Annotated in this window: 13 protein-coding genes; 9 read left to right on the top strand and 4 right to left on the bottom strand. The window is 64.6% G+C overall.

The genetic code is table 11. The features are described 5' to 3' along the window. Positions 1-84: 84 nt before the first annotated feature. Positions 85-2,664, bottom strand: a complete 2,580-nt coding sequence (clpB, locus tag AB8717_RS04245) for an ATP-dependent chaperone ClpB (protein WP_443749784.1) — start codon at positions 2,662-2,664, stop codon at positions 85-87. Between the two features lie 207 nt (positions 2,665-2,871). Here clpB and AB8717_RS04240 point away from each other — a divergent pair, with 207 nt between their 5' ends. From AB8717_RS04240 to AB8717_RS04230, 3 genes are read left to right on the top strand one after another with little or no spacing between them, the layout of a single operon-like run. After that, on the top strand, positions 2,872-3,150 hold the full coding sequence (locus AB8717_RS04240) for a hypothetical protein (protein ID WP_443749783.1): 279 nt from the start codon (positions 2,872-2,874) through the stop codon (positions 3,148-3,150). Continuing rightward, positions 3,147-3,998: an NAD-dependent epimerase/dehydratase family protein gene (locus tag AB8717_RS04235; RefSeq protein WP_443749782.1), complete on the top strand. Its 852-nt coding sequence runs from the start codon at positions 3,147-3,149 to the stop codon at positions 3,996-3,998. Before AB8717_RS04240 ends, AB8717_RS04235 begins: the two co-directional genes overlap by 4 nt. After that, positions 3,995-4,504, top strand: coding sequence for an NADPH-dependent FMN reductase (locus AB8717_RS04230; RefSeq protein WP_443749781.1), 510 nt, complete (start codon positions 3,995-3,997; stop codon positions 4,502-4,504). Before AB8717_RS04235 ends, AB8717_RS04230 begins: the two co-directional genes overlap by 4 nt. Before the next feature lie 350 nt (positions 4,505-4,854). On the opposite strand, the gene AB8717_RS04225 is transcribed toward AB8717_RS04230, so the two are convergent. Beyond that, complete coding sequence (locus tag AB8717_RS04225) at positions 4,855-5,736, bottom strand: alpha/beta hydrolase (RefSeq protein WP_443749780.1); 882 nt, start codon at positions 5,734-5,736, stop codon at positions 4,855-4,857. A gap of 44 nt (positions 5,737-5,780) precedes the next feature. Here AB8717_RS04225 and AB8717_RS04220 point away from each other — a divergent pair, with 44 nt between their 5' ends. The 6 genes from AB8717_RS04220 (at position 5,781) to AB8717_RS04195 (ending at position 11,484) form a co-directional block, all read left to right on the top strand. Beyond that, positions 5,781-6,962, top strand: a complete 1,182-nt coding sequence (locus tag AB8717_RS04220; RefSeq protein WP_443749779.1) for a glycosyltransferase family 4 protein — start codon at positions 5,781-5,783, stop codon at positions 6,960-6,962. A gap of 160 nt (positions 6,963-7,122) precedes the next feature. Next, positions 7,123-7,644: a translation initiation factor IF-3 gene (infC, locus tag AB8717_RS04215; RefSeq protein WP_443750855.1), complete on the top strand. Its 522-nt coding sequence runs from the start codon at positions 7,123-7,125 to the stop codon at positions 7,642-7,644. Positions 7,645-7,753: 109 nt separating this feature from the next. Then, positions 7,754-8,455, top strand: coding sequence for a response regulator (locus AB8717_RS04210; RefSeq protein WP_443749778.1), 702 nt, complete (start codon positions 7,754-7,756; stop codon positions 8,453-8,455). Next, positions 8,452-9,900 (top strand): ATP-binding protein, encoded by a 1,449-nt coding sequence (locus AB8717_RS04205; protein WP_443749777.1) that lies wholly within the window; start codon positions 8,452-8,454, stop codon positions 9,898-9,900. The genes AB8717_RS04210 and AB8717_RS04205 overlap by 4 nt, the downstream gene beginning before the upstream one ends. A 135-nt stretch (positions 9,901-10,035) precedes the next feature. Beyond that, on the top strand, positions 10,036-11,034 hold the full coding sequence (locus AB8717_RS04200) for a dioxygenase family protein (protein ID WP_443749776.1): 999 nt from the start codon (positions 10,036-10,038) through the stop codon (positions 11,032-11,034). Positions 11,035-11,130: 96 nt separating this feature from the next. Next, complete coding sequence (locus tag AB8717_RS04195) at positions 11,131-11,484, top strand: cupin domain-containing protein (RefSeq protein WP_443749775.1); 354 nt, start codon at positions 11,131-11,133, stop codon at positions 11,482-11,484. On the opposite strand, the gene AB8717_RS04190 is transcribed toward AB8717_RS04195, so the two are convergent. Together AB8717_RS04190 and AB8717_RS04185 are read right to left on the bottom strand one after the other, a co-directional pair. Next, positions 11,471-12,361, bottom strand: a complete 891-nt coding sequence (locus AB8717_RS04190; RefSeq protein ID WP_443749774.1) for a DMT family transporter — start codon at positions 12,359-12,361, stop codon at positions 11,471-11,473. The two genes, AB8717_RS04195 and AB8717_RS04190, sit on opposite strands and share 14 nt — an antisense overlap. A 515-nt stretch (positions 12,362-12,876) precedes the next feature. After that, complete coding sequence (locus tag AB8717_RS04185; RefSeq protein WP_443749773.1) at positions 12,877-15,738, bottom strand: M16 family metallopeptidase; 2,862 nt, start codon at positions 15,736-15,738, stop codon at positions 12,877-12,879. Positions 15,739-15,777: the final 39 nt, after the last annotated feature.

The following is a 15,777-nucleotide window of genomic DNA, read 5'->3' as shown; positions in this document are numbered from 1 at the left end:
TTCTTCAATAAAAAGGCCTGCCCTTTTCAGGGCAGGCCTTTTTATTGAAAAGGGAAGATTTGGGGCCACAGGCCCCAAACCCCGTTACTGCAACACCGGCTTTCCGATCACCAGCCCCTCGCCGTCGAATCCGACATGGATGACGTCCCCATCGGACAGGTCCCCGGCCAGGATACGCTTCGCAATCCCGTCGACCATCATCTTCTGCACCACGCGCTTCAGCGGCCTGGCGCCGTAGGCCGGGTCGAAGCCACGCTCCGCCAGGTAGTTCAAAGCCGCCTCGTCGATCGACAGCGTCATTTGCCTGTCGGCCAGGAGCTTTTCCAGGCCTTTCAGCTGGATACGCACGATGTCGTGCATATGCGCGCGATCCAGGCGATGGAACAGGATCATCTCGTCGATCCGGTTCAGGAACTCCGGCCGGAAATGCCGGCGCACCACGTCCAGCACCAAAGGCCGGACCGTCTCGACCGAAGCATGCTCGTCCATATTGACCAGCACGTCCGACCCCAGGTTCGACGTCATGACGATCAAGGTGTTGCGGAAGTCCACGACCCGCCCCTGCCCGTCCGTCAGCCGCCCGTCGTCCAGCACCTGCAACAGGATGTTGAACACGTCCGGATGCGCCTTTTCGACCTCGTCGAACAGCACGACCTGGTAAGGCCGGCGCCGTACGGCCTCGGTCAAGGCCCCGCCTTCGTCATAGCCGACATAGCCCGGAGGCGCGCCGATCATGCGCGAAACGGAATGCTTTTCCATATATTCCGACATGTCGAGCCGGGTGATCGCCGTCTCGTCGTCGAACAGGAATTCGGCCAAAGCCTTGTTGAGCTCGGTCTTGCCGACGCCCGTCGGCCCCAGGAACAGAAACGATCCGATCGGCCGGTTGGGATCCTTCAAACCCGCCCGTGCCCGGCGCACGGCATCGGACACAGCCGTAAGCGCCTCGTCCTGGCCGACGACCCGCTTGCGCAGCTCGTCCTCCATGCGCAGCAGCTTTTCACGTTCGCCTTCCAGCATCTTGTCGACCGGAATGCCGGTCCAGCGCGACACCACCGCGGCGATCTGCGCCGAATCGACCACTTCAGGCGTCAAAGGCTTGTCCTGCGGCGCGTTCTCAGCGTCCTGCAACTGCTTTTCCAGCTGCGGGATGCGGCCGTAAAGAATCTCAGACGCGCGCGTCAGGTCGCCGGCACGCTGGGCGTTGGCCAGTTCGATACGCGCCCGGTCCAAAGCTTCCCGCGCCCGCGCTGCCGATCCGACCTTGTCTTTTTCGGCCTTCCAGCGCGTGGTCAGCTGCAGCGACTTGCCTTCCAGCTCCTCCAGCTCGTTGGTCAGCTTTTCCAGCCGCGTACGCGACCCAGAGTCGGTTTCCTTGTTCAACGCCTCGCGCTCGATCTTGAGCTGGACGATGCGCCGGTCGAGCTCATCGAGCTCTTCCGGCTTGGAATCGACCGCCATGCGGACGCGCGACGCGGCTTCATCGATCAGGTCGATCGCCTTGTCGGGCAGGAACCGGTCCTGGATATAACGGTTCGACAGGGTCGCCGCCGAAACGATGGCGCTGTCCGAAATGCGCACCCCGTGGTGGACCTCGTACTTTTCCTTGAGGCCGCGCAGGATCGAGATCGTGTCTTCCACGGTCGGCTCGGTGACGAAGACCGGCTGGAACCGCCGGGCCAACGCTGGGTCCTTTTCGACGTGCTTGCGGTATTCGTCGAGCGTGGTCGCGCCGACGCAATGCAGTTCGCCGCGCGCCAGGGCCGGTTTCAACAGGTTGGACGCATCCATGGCGCCGTCGGCCTTGCCGGCGCCGACCAGCGTGTGCATCTCATCGATGAACAGGACGATCTGGCCTTCGGCGGTCGTGACTTCGTTGAGCACGGCCTTCAGCCGCTCCTCGAACTCGCCGCGATATTTGGCGCCGGCGATCAGGGCGCCCATGTCGAGCGCCATCAGCTTCTTGTCTTTGAGGCTTTCGGGCACGTCGCCATTGACGATGCGCTGCGCCAGGCCTTCGACAATAGCGGTCTTGCCGACGCCGGGCTCACCGATCAGCACGGGATTGTTCTTGGTGCGCCGCGCCAGGACCTGGATCGTGCGGCGGATTTCCTCGTCGCGGCCGATGACCGGGTCGATCTTGCCGTCGAGCGCGGCCTGGGTCAGGTCGCGGGCATAGCGCTTCAACGCGTCGAAGCCGCTTTCGGCGGTGGCGCTGTCGGCGGTCTTGCCCTTGCGGAAGTTAGTCACAGCCTCGCGCAACGCCTTCAGCGTCGTGCCGGCGGCCTTGAGAATGGGCTCGGACTCCTTGCCCGAAACCGCGGCCAGCAGCAGGCGATCGGCGGTGACAAAGGCGTCGCCGGCCTTCTGCGCCTCGCTTTCGGCTTCGGTGAACAGGCGCGCCGTATCGTTGTGCATGTAAAGCTGCGCGCTGCCGCCCGAAACCTGCGGCAGCTTGGTGAGGCCGAGATCGACCGCACCGGCAAAGGCATCGGCATTGCCGCCGGCGAGCGCGATCAAGCGGCTGGTCAAGCCGTCCTTGTCGTCGACAAGCGCCTTCAGCACGTGCTGCGGCATGAAATACTGGTGGCTGTTGGCCTGGGCAATGGCTTGCGCGGCCTGGATAAGCTTCTGAGTCTTCTCAGAATACTTTTCGATATTCATAAAACGGTTCTCCCCGTGACGGCGGAATTCCGGATCCTTTCGCGGCCCTTGCTGGAAGCGACCGCATCGGCATCCGGTAGCAGCGATATGGTGTGGTATTTATGTTACGCAAGAGGTTCACGCCGTGTTTCCGCCGCTTTTTAGCGCAGCTTTCTGCGCACCGCAAAAGAACTGGTGCGGGTGCGGCAATATGGTTATAAGGCGGGCATGCCCGACAAGATCTTCTATCCGGCTGCTGCCGTCGTCGCCGTCCTGCTGATCGCCTTCAGCCTTGTCTGGCCGCAGGGCCAGGGCATGGTCTCGCCGCCGCCGTTCGGCCACAAGATCGAGCTGCCCGACTATTTCCGCATGGTGCGCGAACGCGGCATCCGCCAGGCCAAGGAAGCCGAACGCAAGGCCGATGAGGCCAAACGTCAGTCGGCAGCGCAATCTTCGGCCTCGGCCTCCAGCTCGGCTGTCGCCGCGGCCGCCACATCGCATCGTTGACCGATACGGTCCTGATTTTCGGCTATGGCTTTATCGGCAAGGCCTTTGCCGATCGCGCGCGCGCGTCCGGCCACACCACTATCGCCACGGCGCGCGACGCGGAAAAGCGCGCATCGCTTGAAGCCGAAGGGCTGGCAAGCGTCGATCCCGGCGATGCACAAGCCCTCGCCCAGGCCGTCGCCGACGCATCCGCCCTGCTGATCACGCCTGCGCCCGGTGACGACGGTTGCCCGGCCTATGCTTCGCTGGAACCGCACCTCAAGGCCACATCCGGAAAGTGGATCGGCTATCTTTCGACCACAGGCGTCTATGGCGACCGCGATGGCGGCTGGGTGTGGGAAGACAGCCCGCTTCTCCCCTCCTCGACCGAGGGCCGCCGCCGCGTCCTGGCCGAAAGCCAGTGGAGGGGTCTTGGCCAGCATCGCGTCAGCACCTTCCGCCTGCCCGGCCTCTACGGCCCCGGCCGCAATGTCATCGAACGGCTGCGTGACGGCACGGCGCGTCGCATCCATAAGCCCGGCCATGTCTTTTCCCGGCTGCACCACGACGATTGCGCCACGGCGCTTCTGGCAGCCATGGAGCGCCGCACGAACGACAGCTTCAACCTGTGCGACGACCGCCCCGCCCCGGCCGATCAAGTGTTGATTCATGCTGCACGCCTTATCGGAATCGCGCCGCCGCCCGCCATCGCCTGGGACGATCCGGCCCTGAGCCCCGCGACACGGCGCTTCTATGCCGACAACAAGCGCGTCTCTAACGCCCGCGCCAAGGCCGTGCTGGGCTGGCGGCTGCGCTACCCGACCTATGTCGAGGGGCTGAACGCCATCTGGGCGGCCCTTCTGCCATGAAACTCGCGGCACTCAACGGCAGCCTGCGCAACGGTTCGATCAACGCCGCCCTGATCGAGGCGATCCGGCGGATGGGCATGTTCGACGTCGAGACGGTCAGCACCGTCCTGCCGCCCTTTACGCCCGATCATGCCGATGACGCCCCGTCCGACGTGCTGGCGTTTCGCGCTTGCCTCAATGCCGCCGACGCCATCCTGATCGCCACGCCGGAATATGCCATGGGCATTCCCGGTATGCTGAAGAACGCCATCGACTGGACGGTGGGCAGTTGCGAGTTCGCGCACAAGCCGACCGCGCTGATCACCTGCACGTCGAGCGGCGAAATCGCCCATCCCGCCCTGCTGGAAGTCCTGCGCGTGCTCGAAGCGCGGATGACAGAGGATACCGCGCTGCTGCTCAACCATAACCGCGCCAAGGTCCGCCCAAACGCCACCTTCGTCACGCCCGAGGCCGAAGCCGCCGTCCGGAACGTTGTCGAGGCGCTGCGTCAGCTTTGCACCACCTGATCCTCGCTGACAGCTAGCTTCCCCCTTCCGTCTGGCTCGGCTCGACGCCGATAAAGCAAGAAACCCCACCACCACCCTACGCTTTCGCTACGGGCGGTCCCCCTCCCCATTTTCTGCGAAAACGGGGAGGTACAAGAGTTTGAAATTGCTCTTACTTATACCTCCCCGTCGCGAAGCGATGGGGAGGGGGACCGCACGACTGAGCCCTTGCGGGAGCAAGGGAGAAGGAGATGTGGTGGTGGGGTTTCTTGCTTTCTTTCAACCGGCGTAAAATGTGTGAATCCGACCGGCGAAGCGGGAAAGTGGCTCCCCGAAGCCCTTGGCGAAGGGGAGACGGAAGGGGCAATCCTTCAGTGACGTTCGGCTTCGGATCGACGTTGAGCCATCAGGTCATCAACAGCGGAACCTTCGCCTTTGTCATGATCCTGGGCATATCGTTGCAGATCTTCCAAGGCTGACGCCGAAGCGATGGCGCGTAATTCCGCCACCGTCGCCACCAGCAAATCCAGGTCCTGCGGCCGCGACAGGCGATGGTCGCCGTCCTTGATCAGGTGCATATGCGCGTCCTGAGAGGTCAGTGCTTCCATCAGCCGCACGCCGTGCTGCCATGGCACGACGTCGTCCTGCATGCCGTGCAGAATCCGCACCGGTCCTTCGAAAGCGATCGCAGAACCCAGCACCGTATGCTTCGCCGCGTCATCGAAAAAAGCCTGGCTCATCGGCACGTCGCGGTCGTAGCCCGGCATCATGTAGACGCCCGAGACCTGCAATTGCCGCCGGTCCTCGGGCGACAGGGACGGCAGCATCAGCGCCGTGACGAAATCGGCCGCCGGCGCAAGAAACCCCGCCGCCGCGACCTTGCCGGGACGAGCCTTGATCAAAAGCGACAGCATATGCGCGCCCATGCTGGAGCCGAAGGCAATCACCGGCCCGTCGGTCAGGGCATCCACCACCGCCAGCACGTTGTCGCGCCAGCGCCCGACACTGGCCTGACCGAAGTCGCCCCCCGTCTCGCCGTGCGCGAAATAGTCGAAGCACAACAGGTCCCAACCGCGCGCCGCCGCTTCCTCGGACAACCGCGCCACCTTCGACCCGGTCATATCGGACAGGAACCCGCCCAGCCACAGGATCGTCGGACCGGTCCCGCGCACCCGCCGCCAGGCGATCCGGTCGCCGTCCGGCGCATCGAGAAAGGCGACAGGCTCTTGATTTACCTCTGGTATCGTGGTCATTCAAATTCCCTTTGCGCGTTGGCGCTTCCCCTCTACATGGCCTCATGCCCGACAGCAAACCCTTCACCGCCTGCGTCATGCAGATCGTGCCGGAGCTCGACACCGGCGGCGTCGAACAGACGACGGTCGATGTCGCCGAGGCCGTGATCCGCGCCGGCGGCCGCTCGATCGTCGTGTCGAAAGGCGGACGCCTGGAAGGCCGCTTGCTGAAAGGCGGCTCGACCCTGGTCAAGCTGCCGGTGCACAGCAAGAACCCCTTCGTGCAGTGGAAAAACGTCAAGGCCCTGAAGGCCCTGATCCGGAACGAACAGGTCGATATCGTCCACGTCCGGTCGCGCGCCCCGGCCATGGCGGCGTTCGCGGCGGCAAAAGCCTGCGGCGTGCGCTCGGTCTCGACCTATGCCGGCATCTATAACGCCAGATCAACGCTGAAACGCTGGTACAACAGCCAGATGACCAGGGGCGACATGGTCATCGCCAATTCAGATTTCACACGCGACCATATCCTGAAAACCTATCACCTGCCGCCGGAGCGGGTGATCGCCATCCCGCGCGGCATCGACCTGAAACGCTTCGATCCCGAGGCCTTCGACGTCAGCCGCATCATGACGCTGGAAGAAAAGTGGGGCATCACGCCCGACGACCGCATCCGCTTCCTGTTGGGCGCGCGTCTGACGCGCTGGAAGGGTCAGGCGCTGATCATCCTGGCGGCGGCGAAACTGCGCGCGCAAGGGATAGACAATTTCCTGGTCCTGATGGCCGGCGACGATCAGGGCCGCAGCGACTATACCCAGTCGCTGCTCAAGGCGATCGACGAGAACGCGTTGAACGACCACGTAAAGCTGGTCGGGCACTGCGCCGACATGCCGTCGGCCTATGCCATGAGCCACTATGCGCTGGCGCCGTCGATCGAGCCCGAAGCCTTCGGCCGCACCGCCGTCGAGCCCCAGGCCATGCTTCGCCCGCCCCTCGCGGCCGCGCACGGCGCGACGGTCGAGACCGTTATTCCCGGGGAAACCGGCTGGCTGGTCACGACGGGTGACGTCGATGCCTGGGCCGACACCATGAAGACGGCCATCCAGCTGCCCGAGGACAGGCGTTTCGCCATGGGCGAGGCCGGCCGCGCCCACGTAAAAGACCACTTTTCGCTCGACGTGATGTGTGCCCGCACCCTTGATGTTTACCGCGCGCTTCTTATTTTAGCCTCAGGTCGCTTTAAAGCGTGATCCGCGCTTAGGCCGAGTGCGCGCTTTTCCCTAAATTTTAACCCACACCGGGTTATTAAGGATTGATCGAACGGCCCGGCGGCGTCATAATCCCGCCGCGTCGCAAACCGACCCGATTTTTGTTTTAACAGCCCCAGGAGAACGACCGATTCGTCGCCCGATCCAAGCCCCGCCTCCCAAAGACGGCCCCCGCATCAACCAGGACATCAAAGTTCCTCGTGTATTGTTGATTGACCAGAACGGCGAAAAGCAAGGCATCATGCCGACCTCCGCCGCGCTTGAAGCCGCAGAAGAAGCTGGCCTGGACCTCGTCGAGGTCTCTCCCACCGCCGATCCCCCCGTCTGCAAGATTCTCGACTACGGCAAGTTCCGCTTCCAGGAGCAGAAGAAGAAGGCCGAAGCCCGCAAGAAGCAGAAGGTCGTCGAAATCAAGGAAATCAAGCTTCGCCCGAATATCGACATCCACGATTACGAGGTGAAGACCAAGGCCATGCACCGCTTCTTCGAAGAAGGCGACAAGGTCAAGGTGACGCTGCGCTTCCGCGGCCGTGAAATGGCCCACCCGGAACTCGGCATGAAGCTGCTGCAAAAGGTCAAGGCCGACTTCGAGCCGACCACCCGGGTCGAATACGAGCCCAAGATGGAAGGCAAGCAAATGATCATGATCCTGGCGCCGAAATAGGTCCGGATCCGTCATTTAAAGACCCATGAAGGCGGCCACACGGCCGCCTTTATTGTTTTTGTGCACCCGGTTTCACACTGTGATATCAGATGAGTCATGGACGGTGCCCATGGATGGTGAACGACATCTGCTTATCGTTGACGACGACGACCAGCTTCGCGACCAGATTTCGCGCTATCTCGATGATAACGGTTACATCGTGCACACGGCTGCCAATGCAGCGGCCATGGACGCTGTCCTCGCCGAATGTCCCGTCGACCTGATCGTACTCGACGTCTCCATGCCGGGCGAAGACGGCCTGTCAGTCTGCCGCCGTCTCAACATGTCGGGCGGCCCGGCCGTCATCATGGCCAGCGCCGCCGGCGAGGAAACCGACCGCGTGGTCGGCCTTGAGCTCGGCGCCGACGATTACCTGCCAAAGCCCTTCAGCCCGCGCGAGCTCCTGGCGCGTGTCCGCGCCGTCCTGCGCCGCCGCGACGACAGCGGAGGCGCCTTGCGCCGCGGCCAGGTCTACCGCTTCGCCGAGTTCAGCTTCGATCCGGCGCGCCGCCAGTTGCGCAGTCCGTCGGGCGCCATGATCCTGCTCACGGCCGGCGAAGGCGCGCTGCTGTCGGCGCTGCTGGCCCAGCCGCGCACCCCCCTGATGCGTGAAGACCTGAATGCGGCCGAAGGCCCCGGTTCGACCGGGCGCGGCGTCGATATCGCCGTCAGCCGCCTGCGCAAGAAGCTGGAAGCCCACGGCGGCGGCGACATCCTGCGCACGCAGCGCGGCCAGGGCTACCTGCTCGACTGCGTGGTGACGCGGGCATGACCCGGTTTCGCCCGCCGCACCTTCCCCTGACCGTCCAGATCCTGGTCCTGACGCTGGCGGCCATACTGGTGGCGCAACTGGTGACAGTCCTGGCGGTACGCATAGCGCCGGTCGGCCAGCCGCCGCACTACTCGACGGCCGAAGTCGTGGCGGCCTTCGACGGCACGGCCACCGGTCATCGGCGCAACCTGACGATCCGCCACAGCCATGACCTGCCGGACGAACTGAAGGCGGGCAACGAGACGAACCTCGCGGCGACCCTGGCCGAAGCCATGGACCGGCCGGCCGGCGATGTCCGCGTCGTCCGGCGCGGCGTGCCGGACATGGTCATCGCGACCTCGGCCGCCGTCGCACCGCAAGGCCCGGATCCGCGCCGCGCCGGCGGACCGCCGCACGACCGCATGGGCCCACCGGACGGCGAGCCCGGACCGGGTGGGCCGCCGCCGGGAGGGCCGGGCTTCGACGATATCCCGCCCCCGCCCCAGGGCGCCGGTCCCGCCTCGGCGGGCGATCTCAGCGAATTCATCGCCGCCCGGCACGAAGCGGACGGCACCTGGACGATCGTCGAGCCGTCGCCCGAATGGGAGTGGCTGCGCCGCGCCGTCCTGTGGATTCTGGGCGGCATCCTGGTCATGGGACCGCCGGCCTGGTGGCTGGCGCGGCGCATCACGCGTCCGATCCGCACCTTTGCGGTCGCCGCCGACCGCCTGGGCCGTGATCCCAGGGCGCCCGCCATGCCGCTGGACGGCCCGGCCGAGATCGGCGTCGCCGCCACCGCCTTCAACCGCATGCAGGCGCGCATCCAGAAATATGTATCGGACCGCATGTCGATGGTCGGCGCGATTTCGCACGACCTGCGCACGCCGCTGACGCGCATCCGCTTCAAGGTCGAGGGCCTGCCCGACGCCACCCGTGCCGCCATCCTGAGCGATGTCGGCCAGATGGAGGCCATGATCGCCGACGTCCTGGCCTTCATCCGCGATTCCGACCAGGCCGGCGCCCGGGAAAAGCTCGACCTTGCCTCGCTGGTCGCCTGCGCCGTCGACGACCGCGCCGAAATGGGCGGAGCGGTGTCGCTTGACGAAGACGAGGCCAGCCCCGTTGTCGAAGCCGAACCGGTGGCGTTACGCCGTCTGATCGACAACCTGATCGACAACGCGCTGAAATACGGCGGGACAGCCCGCGTCTCGGTGACCGTCCGTGGCGACGAAGCCGTAGTCGCCGTGGCCGACGACGGACCCGGCCTGCCCGATACCGAACTGGAACGCGTCTTCCTGCCGTTTTACCGGTACACCGAAGACCACGGCGAAACGATCACGGGCACCGGCCTGGGCCTGGCCGTCTGCCGCGCCACAGCGCGCGCCCACGGCGGCGACGTACGCCTGCACGCTCTCGCAAAGGGGTTGGTCGCGGAACTGGCCCTGCCCTTGGCCCCTTCAAACTAAGTTTATATTTTTAAAGACTATTTCAAACTTGTCGAGTTCGTTTCAGTCCGAAACAGAGGCTCGAAAACCTCTCATTTTTACGCCCCGATCGCCCGCTATCCAGATCTTCGCCCAATACCAGCCCGGGAGATCTGAATGGACACCAACCCCACACCTTCGCCCCTCGAACGCGTCCGCCGCATGTTCTCAAGCCCGCGTGTAACGGTTTCGGAAAAGCCCGCCGAACCGTTTCACAAGGATGAAGGCAGCCTTGAAGACCTGATCGAGTCCGTCACCAGCCGCAGGCGCGCGCTCGGGCTTTTCGGCGCCTCGGCGCTTACGACCGGCCTGCTGGCGGCATGCGGCGGTGGCGGATCGTCGGGCGGCAGCAGCGTCAGCGTATCGTCCTCTTCCAGTTCATCCTCGTCTTCGAGTTCGTCATCCTCTTCGAGCAGCAGCGCGTCCTCGTCCTCGAGCAGTTCGTCGTCCGCCTCCGGCACCTGCACCACCCTGCCGACCGAAACCCAGGGGCCCTATCCCGGCGACGGCTCGAACACCGTATCGGGCAGCGTCGTCAACGTGCTGACGCAAAGCGGCGTGGTGCGCAGCGACATCCGCACCAGCGTCGGCAGCTATTCCGGCACGGCCGACGGCGTGCAGCTGACCCTGACCATCACCCTGGTCAACAGCAATCTCGGCTGCAAGACCCTGTCGGGCTACGCCATCTATATCTGGCACTGTAACCGCGACGGCAACTACTCGCTCTATACCGTGACCAACCAGAACTACCTGCGCGGCGTCCAGGTGACCGACAGCAACGGCCAGGTCACCTTCACCACGATCGTGCCGGCCTGCTATTCCGGCCGCATGCCGCACATCCATGTCGAGGTCTATGCCAGCCTGTCGACGGCCACCAGCTATTCGAACAAGCTCTACACGACCCAGTTCGCCATCGACCGGTCCTTCTGCCAGACCTTCTACAGCGCCGCGACCGGCTACAGCGCCAGCGTGAGCAATCTGGCGGCCATCACCTTCGCCAGCGACAACGTCTTCGGCGACGACACGACGGCGCAGCTGACAGCATCGACCCTTACACCGACCGGCAGCATCAGCGGCGGCTATACCGCCTCGATCCAGTTGGCTGTCGCGATCTGACGATGTGATCCGGGATCGTCAGCCCGCCGGCGCCACGGCCCCTCCGCTCCCGAGTGGAGGGGTTTTCTTTTTCGCGAACAGGCGTAGCATTCCGGAATGGTCCACTTCGTCCTGTTCGACCCTGCCAACCTGCCCGACCCGGAATACGGCGCGCCCGATCCGGCCAGCGTCATCGACGGCGATCCGCGCTTTACCGTGTGGACGCTGGACGACCGGGGCGACAACAGGACCTATGCCGGCTACTGGGCCTCGACGACCGGCGCCTGGAGGGTTTCCTACGACGAATGGGAATACTGCACCCTGATCGAGGGCCGCGCCATCGTAAGCGAGGACGGCGGCGACTTCTGGGACCTGACGCCAGGCCAGCATTTCGTTTTCCGGCCGGGCTTCAAAGGCAAGTGGCACGTCATCGAGCCGGTCATCAAGACCTTCGTCGTCATACTGCCGTAACGCGTTTCCGCATCAGGATCGCCGGATTGAAGCCGGTGATGAGGGCCGTCCCGACCAGCACGACCAGCCCGCCGATCACGGTGCGCAGCGTCACCGGTTCGTTGAGCACCAGATGTCCCCACAGCACGCCGAATACGGGGATGAGAAAGCCGACGCTCAGGGCCGGCGCCGCGCCGATCTCCTCGATCAGCTTGAAATAGAGGCTGTAGGCGACACCGCTGCACAGGATGCCGAGCGCCAGCACGGCCACGACGACCATCGCCGTGGGCGCGGCAACCGGCGGGAAGAAGGGCGCAGCCGGCACCATCCACAAGACCGCCGCCCACAACGAGCCATGCGCATTGGCGAACGGTTCGACGCTTTTCGCCTGCTTGGCATAGACCGAGGCGATGCCGTAGCACAGGCCGGCGGCCAGCCCCGCGACGATGGCGACGATGGTGGCCGTGCGCATCGCCGTGCCGTCGACGCCGACCAGGATCGCCACGCCGGCAATGCCGAGCAGCAGCCCCGCCGCCGACTTCAGTGTAAACGGCGTGCGCAGCCACAGGGCCGAAACGATGGCCCCAAAGATCGGCGCGGTGGCGTTGAGGATCGACAGCAGCGACGCCGGCAGGGTTTCGGCCGCGAAGGCGAACAGGGTGAACGGCAGGGCGGTGTTGAGCAGCCCCAGGATCAGCAGGTGCTTCCAGTGCGTCCGCACGTCCAGACCCTTCTTCTGGATGACCGCCAGCCCCAGCAGGAACAGCGCGCCCAGAAGCACCCTCAACGTGATCAGCATTACCGGCCCCAGGACCGGCGCCGCGATGCGCATGAACAGGAACGAACTGCCCCAGATGGCGGCGAGCGCGATCAGCTTGGCAAGACTGGACAGGGACATGGACGACTCCGGATCACAAGAATTCGTCTCATATGACACCACACAGATGCGGCGTCGCTCCGGTTCTTGCGCTTTGTCAGCCTGCTTACGAAGACTGGCGACCCGTTTGCGTCAGGAATGGTTTCCGCTTAGTTGCCGCCGAGTTCGCCTCATCGGCCTTGGCCCGATCGAGAATGGATAGCGAAGACCTCTCGGCCCGCCCCGTTTTACGGCAGCGCTATCGCACATGGAATTTGACGGGTTTGTTTTATTCTTCCTCTCCCCTTTTTAGGGGAGAGGGTAGGGTGAGGGGTAGACTGTCAGCAGATACGCGCGGAAGATGCCGGATTTACCCCTCATCCGGCCCTGCGGGCCACCCAACGCTGGCGAAAGCTATACTTTCGCTGGCGCTATACCCCTATTCAAGGGGAGAAGGAAAAAGCAATGCGTCACCTTGAAATGCATAGGCGATAGTCCTGCCATAAATGGCGAGGCCCAAGCCCTCTATTTTGCGTGCCCGGCTATGCGTGCCACGGTCACTGCGTCTCGGGCTTCGCCCGTGCCCGCAGCACGGTATCCGGCTTGAGATAGGTCTCGGCCAGGGTCTGCAACGTCGCCGGCGTAATCGCCGCGAACCGCTTGTATTGACCGACGCGCAAGCTCCAGCGCTGCGGATTGCCGTAGAGCCCGGGCAGGGTCGCCTGCCAGTCCTCATTGGTCTTCATCTTGTCGTCAAGATACTGGACCAGCGGGTTGCGCGCGCGGTCGAGCTCGGCCTCGGTCACCGGCGCCGTGCGCAGGCCGTCGGCCACCTTCATCACCGTATTGAAGAAGGTGTCGTCGGCGTCCGGCTTCACGGTCGAGCTGACCGTCAGGTAGCCGTAGTTCCGGATGGCCTCCGAACCGAACGGATCGACCGTCACCGAATAGGTCTGGCCCTGTTTTTCGCGCAGGTCGTCGCTCAGGCGGTTTTCGAACACCTTGGCCAGGACCTCGAGCCCGATCGTGGTATCGGGGCTGGACAGGGCGTCCGTCGTCGGAAAGACGGCGACCGAAATGCCCTGGTCGGCGCGGCCTTCGTGGGCGAAGGTGCGTGGCGTGCGGTCGGCCGGCAGGCGGATCACATCCGCGCCCGGCGCCGCCACATAGCCTTCCGGCACCTGCGGCAGGGTGGCGAAGGTGCGTTCGACCTGTTTCAGCGCCTCGCCTTCCGACACGTCGCCGGCAATGGTGATCTCGACCGGCACATGGGTCATGGTGCGGCGGTAGATCGCCTTGAAAACGTTGGGATCCGAGGCCTTGGCCTGGGCCTCGCTGGGCAGGCGGTAGCGCGGATCGTCCGACGACAGTTCGTCGGCCAGGCCGATATTGAGCGTGAAGTCGGGCGACGACCGGATCTGGCCGTAGAGGTAACCCACGGAGTCCTTGAAGGTGGCGAAACTGTCGCTGCGGAAACCGGGGTCGACGGTATAGGCCATCAGAACCTGCATTTCGGCCGCGAAACTGTCGCCGGTCGTCGTGCCGGACAGCGAGGCGTGATCCTCGTCGATGTCGTAATTGACCTCGACCGTCTTGTCGTGCAGCGCCTTGTCGGCATCGGCCTTGCTAAGCTTGCCCAGGCCGCCGTCGACGATGTCGTAAAGATGGAGCTGCATCAGCGACAGGTTTTCCGACGGCGAGAACAGCTCATAGCCGCCGCCGAAGCGGACACTGACCGTGATCTGGTTGCGCACCAGGGTGTTCGGCTTGATGTTGAGCTTGACGCCGTTGGGAAAGTCGTAGCGCACATAGCCCAGCACCGGCACCGCCGTGCGCCTGGCCGGCTTCACCGCCGCGCCGAAGTCGGTATAGGGCCAGGCGACATCGTCCTTGTTGGCCCAGGCTTCGGCGGGCTTGCCGCCGGCGGCGGACGCATAGACGGCCTGCAATTGCCCGGCGTCGAAGCTCTTTGCGTCCTCGCCTGTCCGCAGCAGCAGCGGACCGTCGCCGCCGAACAGCACCTTGGCCTGCGTTGCGGCTGCAGCCGCCGTGACTGACGGCCGGGTCTGCGTCCACAGGGCGGCGATCGCTTCCGGCGCCATCGACACGCCATTGTCGTCGATATCGCCCAGGAAGTCGTCGGCCAGGGTCGAGCTGTCCTCGGTCGCCGTCGTCTTCAGCATGTTGGCGATGCCGACATCCTTTTCGGCGACGTAGCGCGCGACCTCCGCCTGCGTCACACCGCTCTGCCGCACCTGGTCGATCGTCCTGAGCGCCAGGGCGAAGGCCTGCGCCTGTTGGCCGGGCTTGGGCGTCAACCAGAGCTTGGTCGTATTGCCTTCCAGCCGGTCGTTGTCGTAGTCGATGCTGGCCGACAGGAAGGGCGCGTCCGGCGCCTCGGCCAGCTCCGCCAGGCGATTGGTGGTGATGTCGGCGACCATGGTCTTCAGGAAGCCGCGCGTCCGCGCCCCCGTGCCGTCCGGCGCGTCGATATAGGGCCGCATCCAGGTGACGCCGACGCCTTCGTAGAGGTTCTTTTCGGTATAGAGCGCGGCCTTGACGCCGCTGTCGGCGCGCGTGCCGTAATCGACATGCGGCACCGGCCCGGCCTTCTTGGGGGCCCAGTCGCCGAACACGTCGCGGATGCGCTTTTCCATCTTCGCCGGGTCGAAATCGCCCACGACGATCAGCGTCGCCAGCTCGGGCCGGTACCAGGTCTCGTAATAATCGACGATGGCCTGGCGCGGCGCCGTGCGGATGGTGTCGAGCAGGCCGATCGGGTTACGCCGGGCATAGAGCGATTGGGGATAGGCCGTCTCGATCCACGCCTGCTGCACGCGGGCATCGGCCGAGGCGCGCATGCGTTCCTCGCCCAGGATGACGCCGCGTTCCTTCTCGATGGCCTCGGGCGCGAAGGTCAGGTTGCCGGCGATTTCGCGGAAGATATAGAGCGCGCTGTCGGTCGCCGTCTGGCCGTTGCCCGGCAGGTTCAGCACATAGTCGGTGGTTTCGTAGTCGGTGAAGGCGTTGACGTCGTTGCCGAAGTTGAAGCCCTGGGCCTCAAGAACCTTTTCAAGCTCGCCCTCGTGCAGGTTCTTGGAGCCGCGAAACGCCATATGCTCGACGAAGTGCGCCAGGCCGCGCTGGGTGTCGGCTTCTTCCATAGACCCGGCCGCGATCTGGAAGCGCATGGCCGTGCCGCGCGCCTTGGTCGGGTTGCGGTACAGGATATAGCGCATGCCGTTGTCCAGCCGGCCGAAACGCAGGCGGGCATCGGGCTTGAGATCGCTGTCGGTCTGCGGCCAGCTGTTGCCGGAAATCGCCGCCGGCAAGCTAGGGGCGGCAAAGGCCGGCCCGGCCATTACAGGGACCAGCATCAAGGTCATCGCGGTCGATGCCGCAAGAAGGGTACGCAACACTCTACTGTTCTCCTGCGAAAGAGATGGCCAGCCCGTAGA

The sequence above is a fragment of the Asticcacaulis solisilvae genome (genome assembly GCF_052327315.1).
Taxonomy (GTDB): domain Bacteria; phylum Pseudomonadota; class Alphaproteobacteria; order Caulobacterales; family Caulobacteraceae; genus Asticcacaulis; species Asticcacaulis solisilvae_B.
This window is presented reverse-complemented; position numbering and strand designations above follow the sequence as displayed.

Coding starts and splice junctions, on each gene's coding strand:
- AB8717_RS04230 (WP_443749781.1), top strand. CDS start 3,995: ATGAAACTCGCGGCACTCAACGGCAGCCTGCGCAACGGTTCGATCAAC.
- clpB (WP_443749784.1), bottom strand. CDS start 2,664: ATGAATATCGAAAAGTATTCTGAGAAGACTCAGAAGCTTATCCAGGCC.
- AB8717_RS04210 (WP_443749778.1), top strand. CDS start 7,754: ATGGATGGTGAACGACATCTGCTTATCGTTGACGACGACGACCAGCTT.
- AB8717_RS04240 (WP_443749783.1), top strand. CDS start 2,872: ATGCCCGACAAGATCTTCTATCCGGCTGCTGCCGTCGTCGCCGTCCTG.
- AB8717_RS04225 (WP_443749780.1), bottom strand. CDS start 5,736: ATGACCACGATACCAGAGGTAAATCAAGAGCCTGTCGCCTTTCTCGAT.
- AB8717_RS04195 (WP_443749775.1), top strand. CDS start 11,131: ATGGTCCACTTCGTCCTGTTCGACCCTGCCAACCTGCCCGACCCGGAA.
- AB8717_RS04220 (WP_443749779.1), top strand. CDS start 5,781: ATGCCCGACAGCAAACCCTTCACCGCCTGCGTCATGCAGATCGTGCCG.
- AB8717_RS04205 (WP_443749777.1), top strand. CDS start 8,452: ATGACCCGGTTTCGCCCGCCGCACCTTCCCCTGACCGTCCAGATCCTG.
- AB8717_RS04190 (WP_443749774.1), bottom strand. CDS start 12,361: ATGTCCCTGTCCAGTCTTGCCAAGCTGATCGCGCTCGCCGCCATCTGG.
- AB8717_RS04200 (WP_443749776.1), top strand. CDS start 10,036: ATGGACACCAACCCCACACCTTCGCCCCTCGAACGCGTCCGCCGCATG.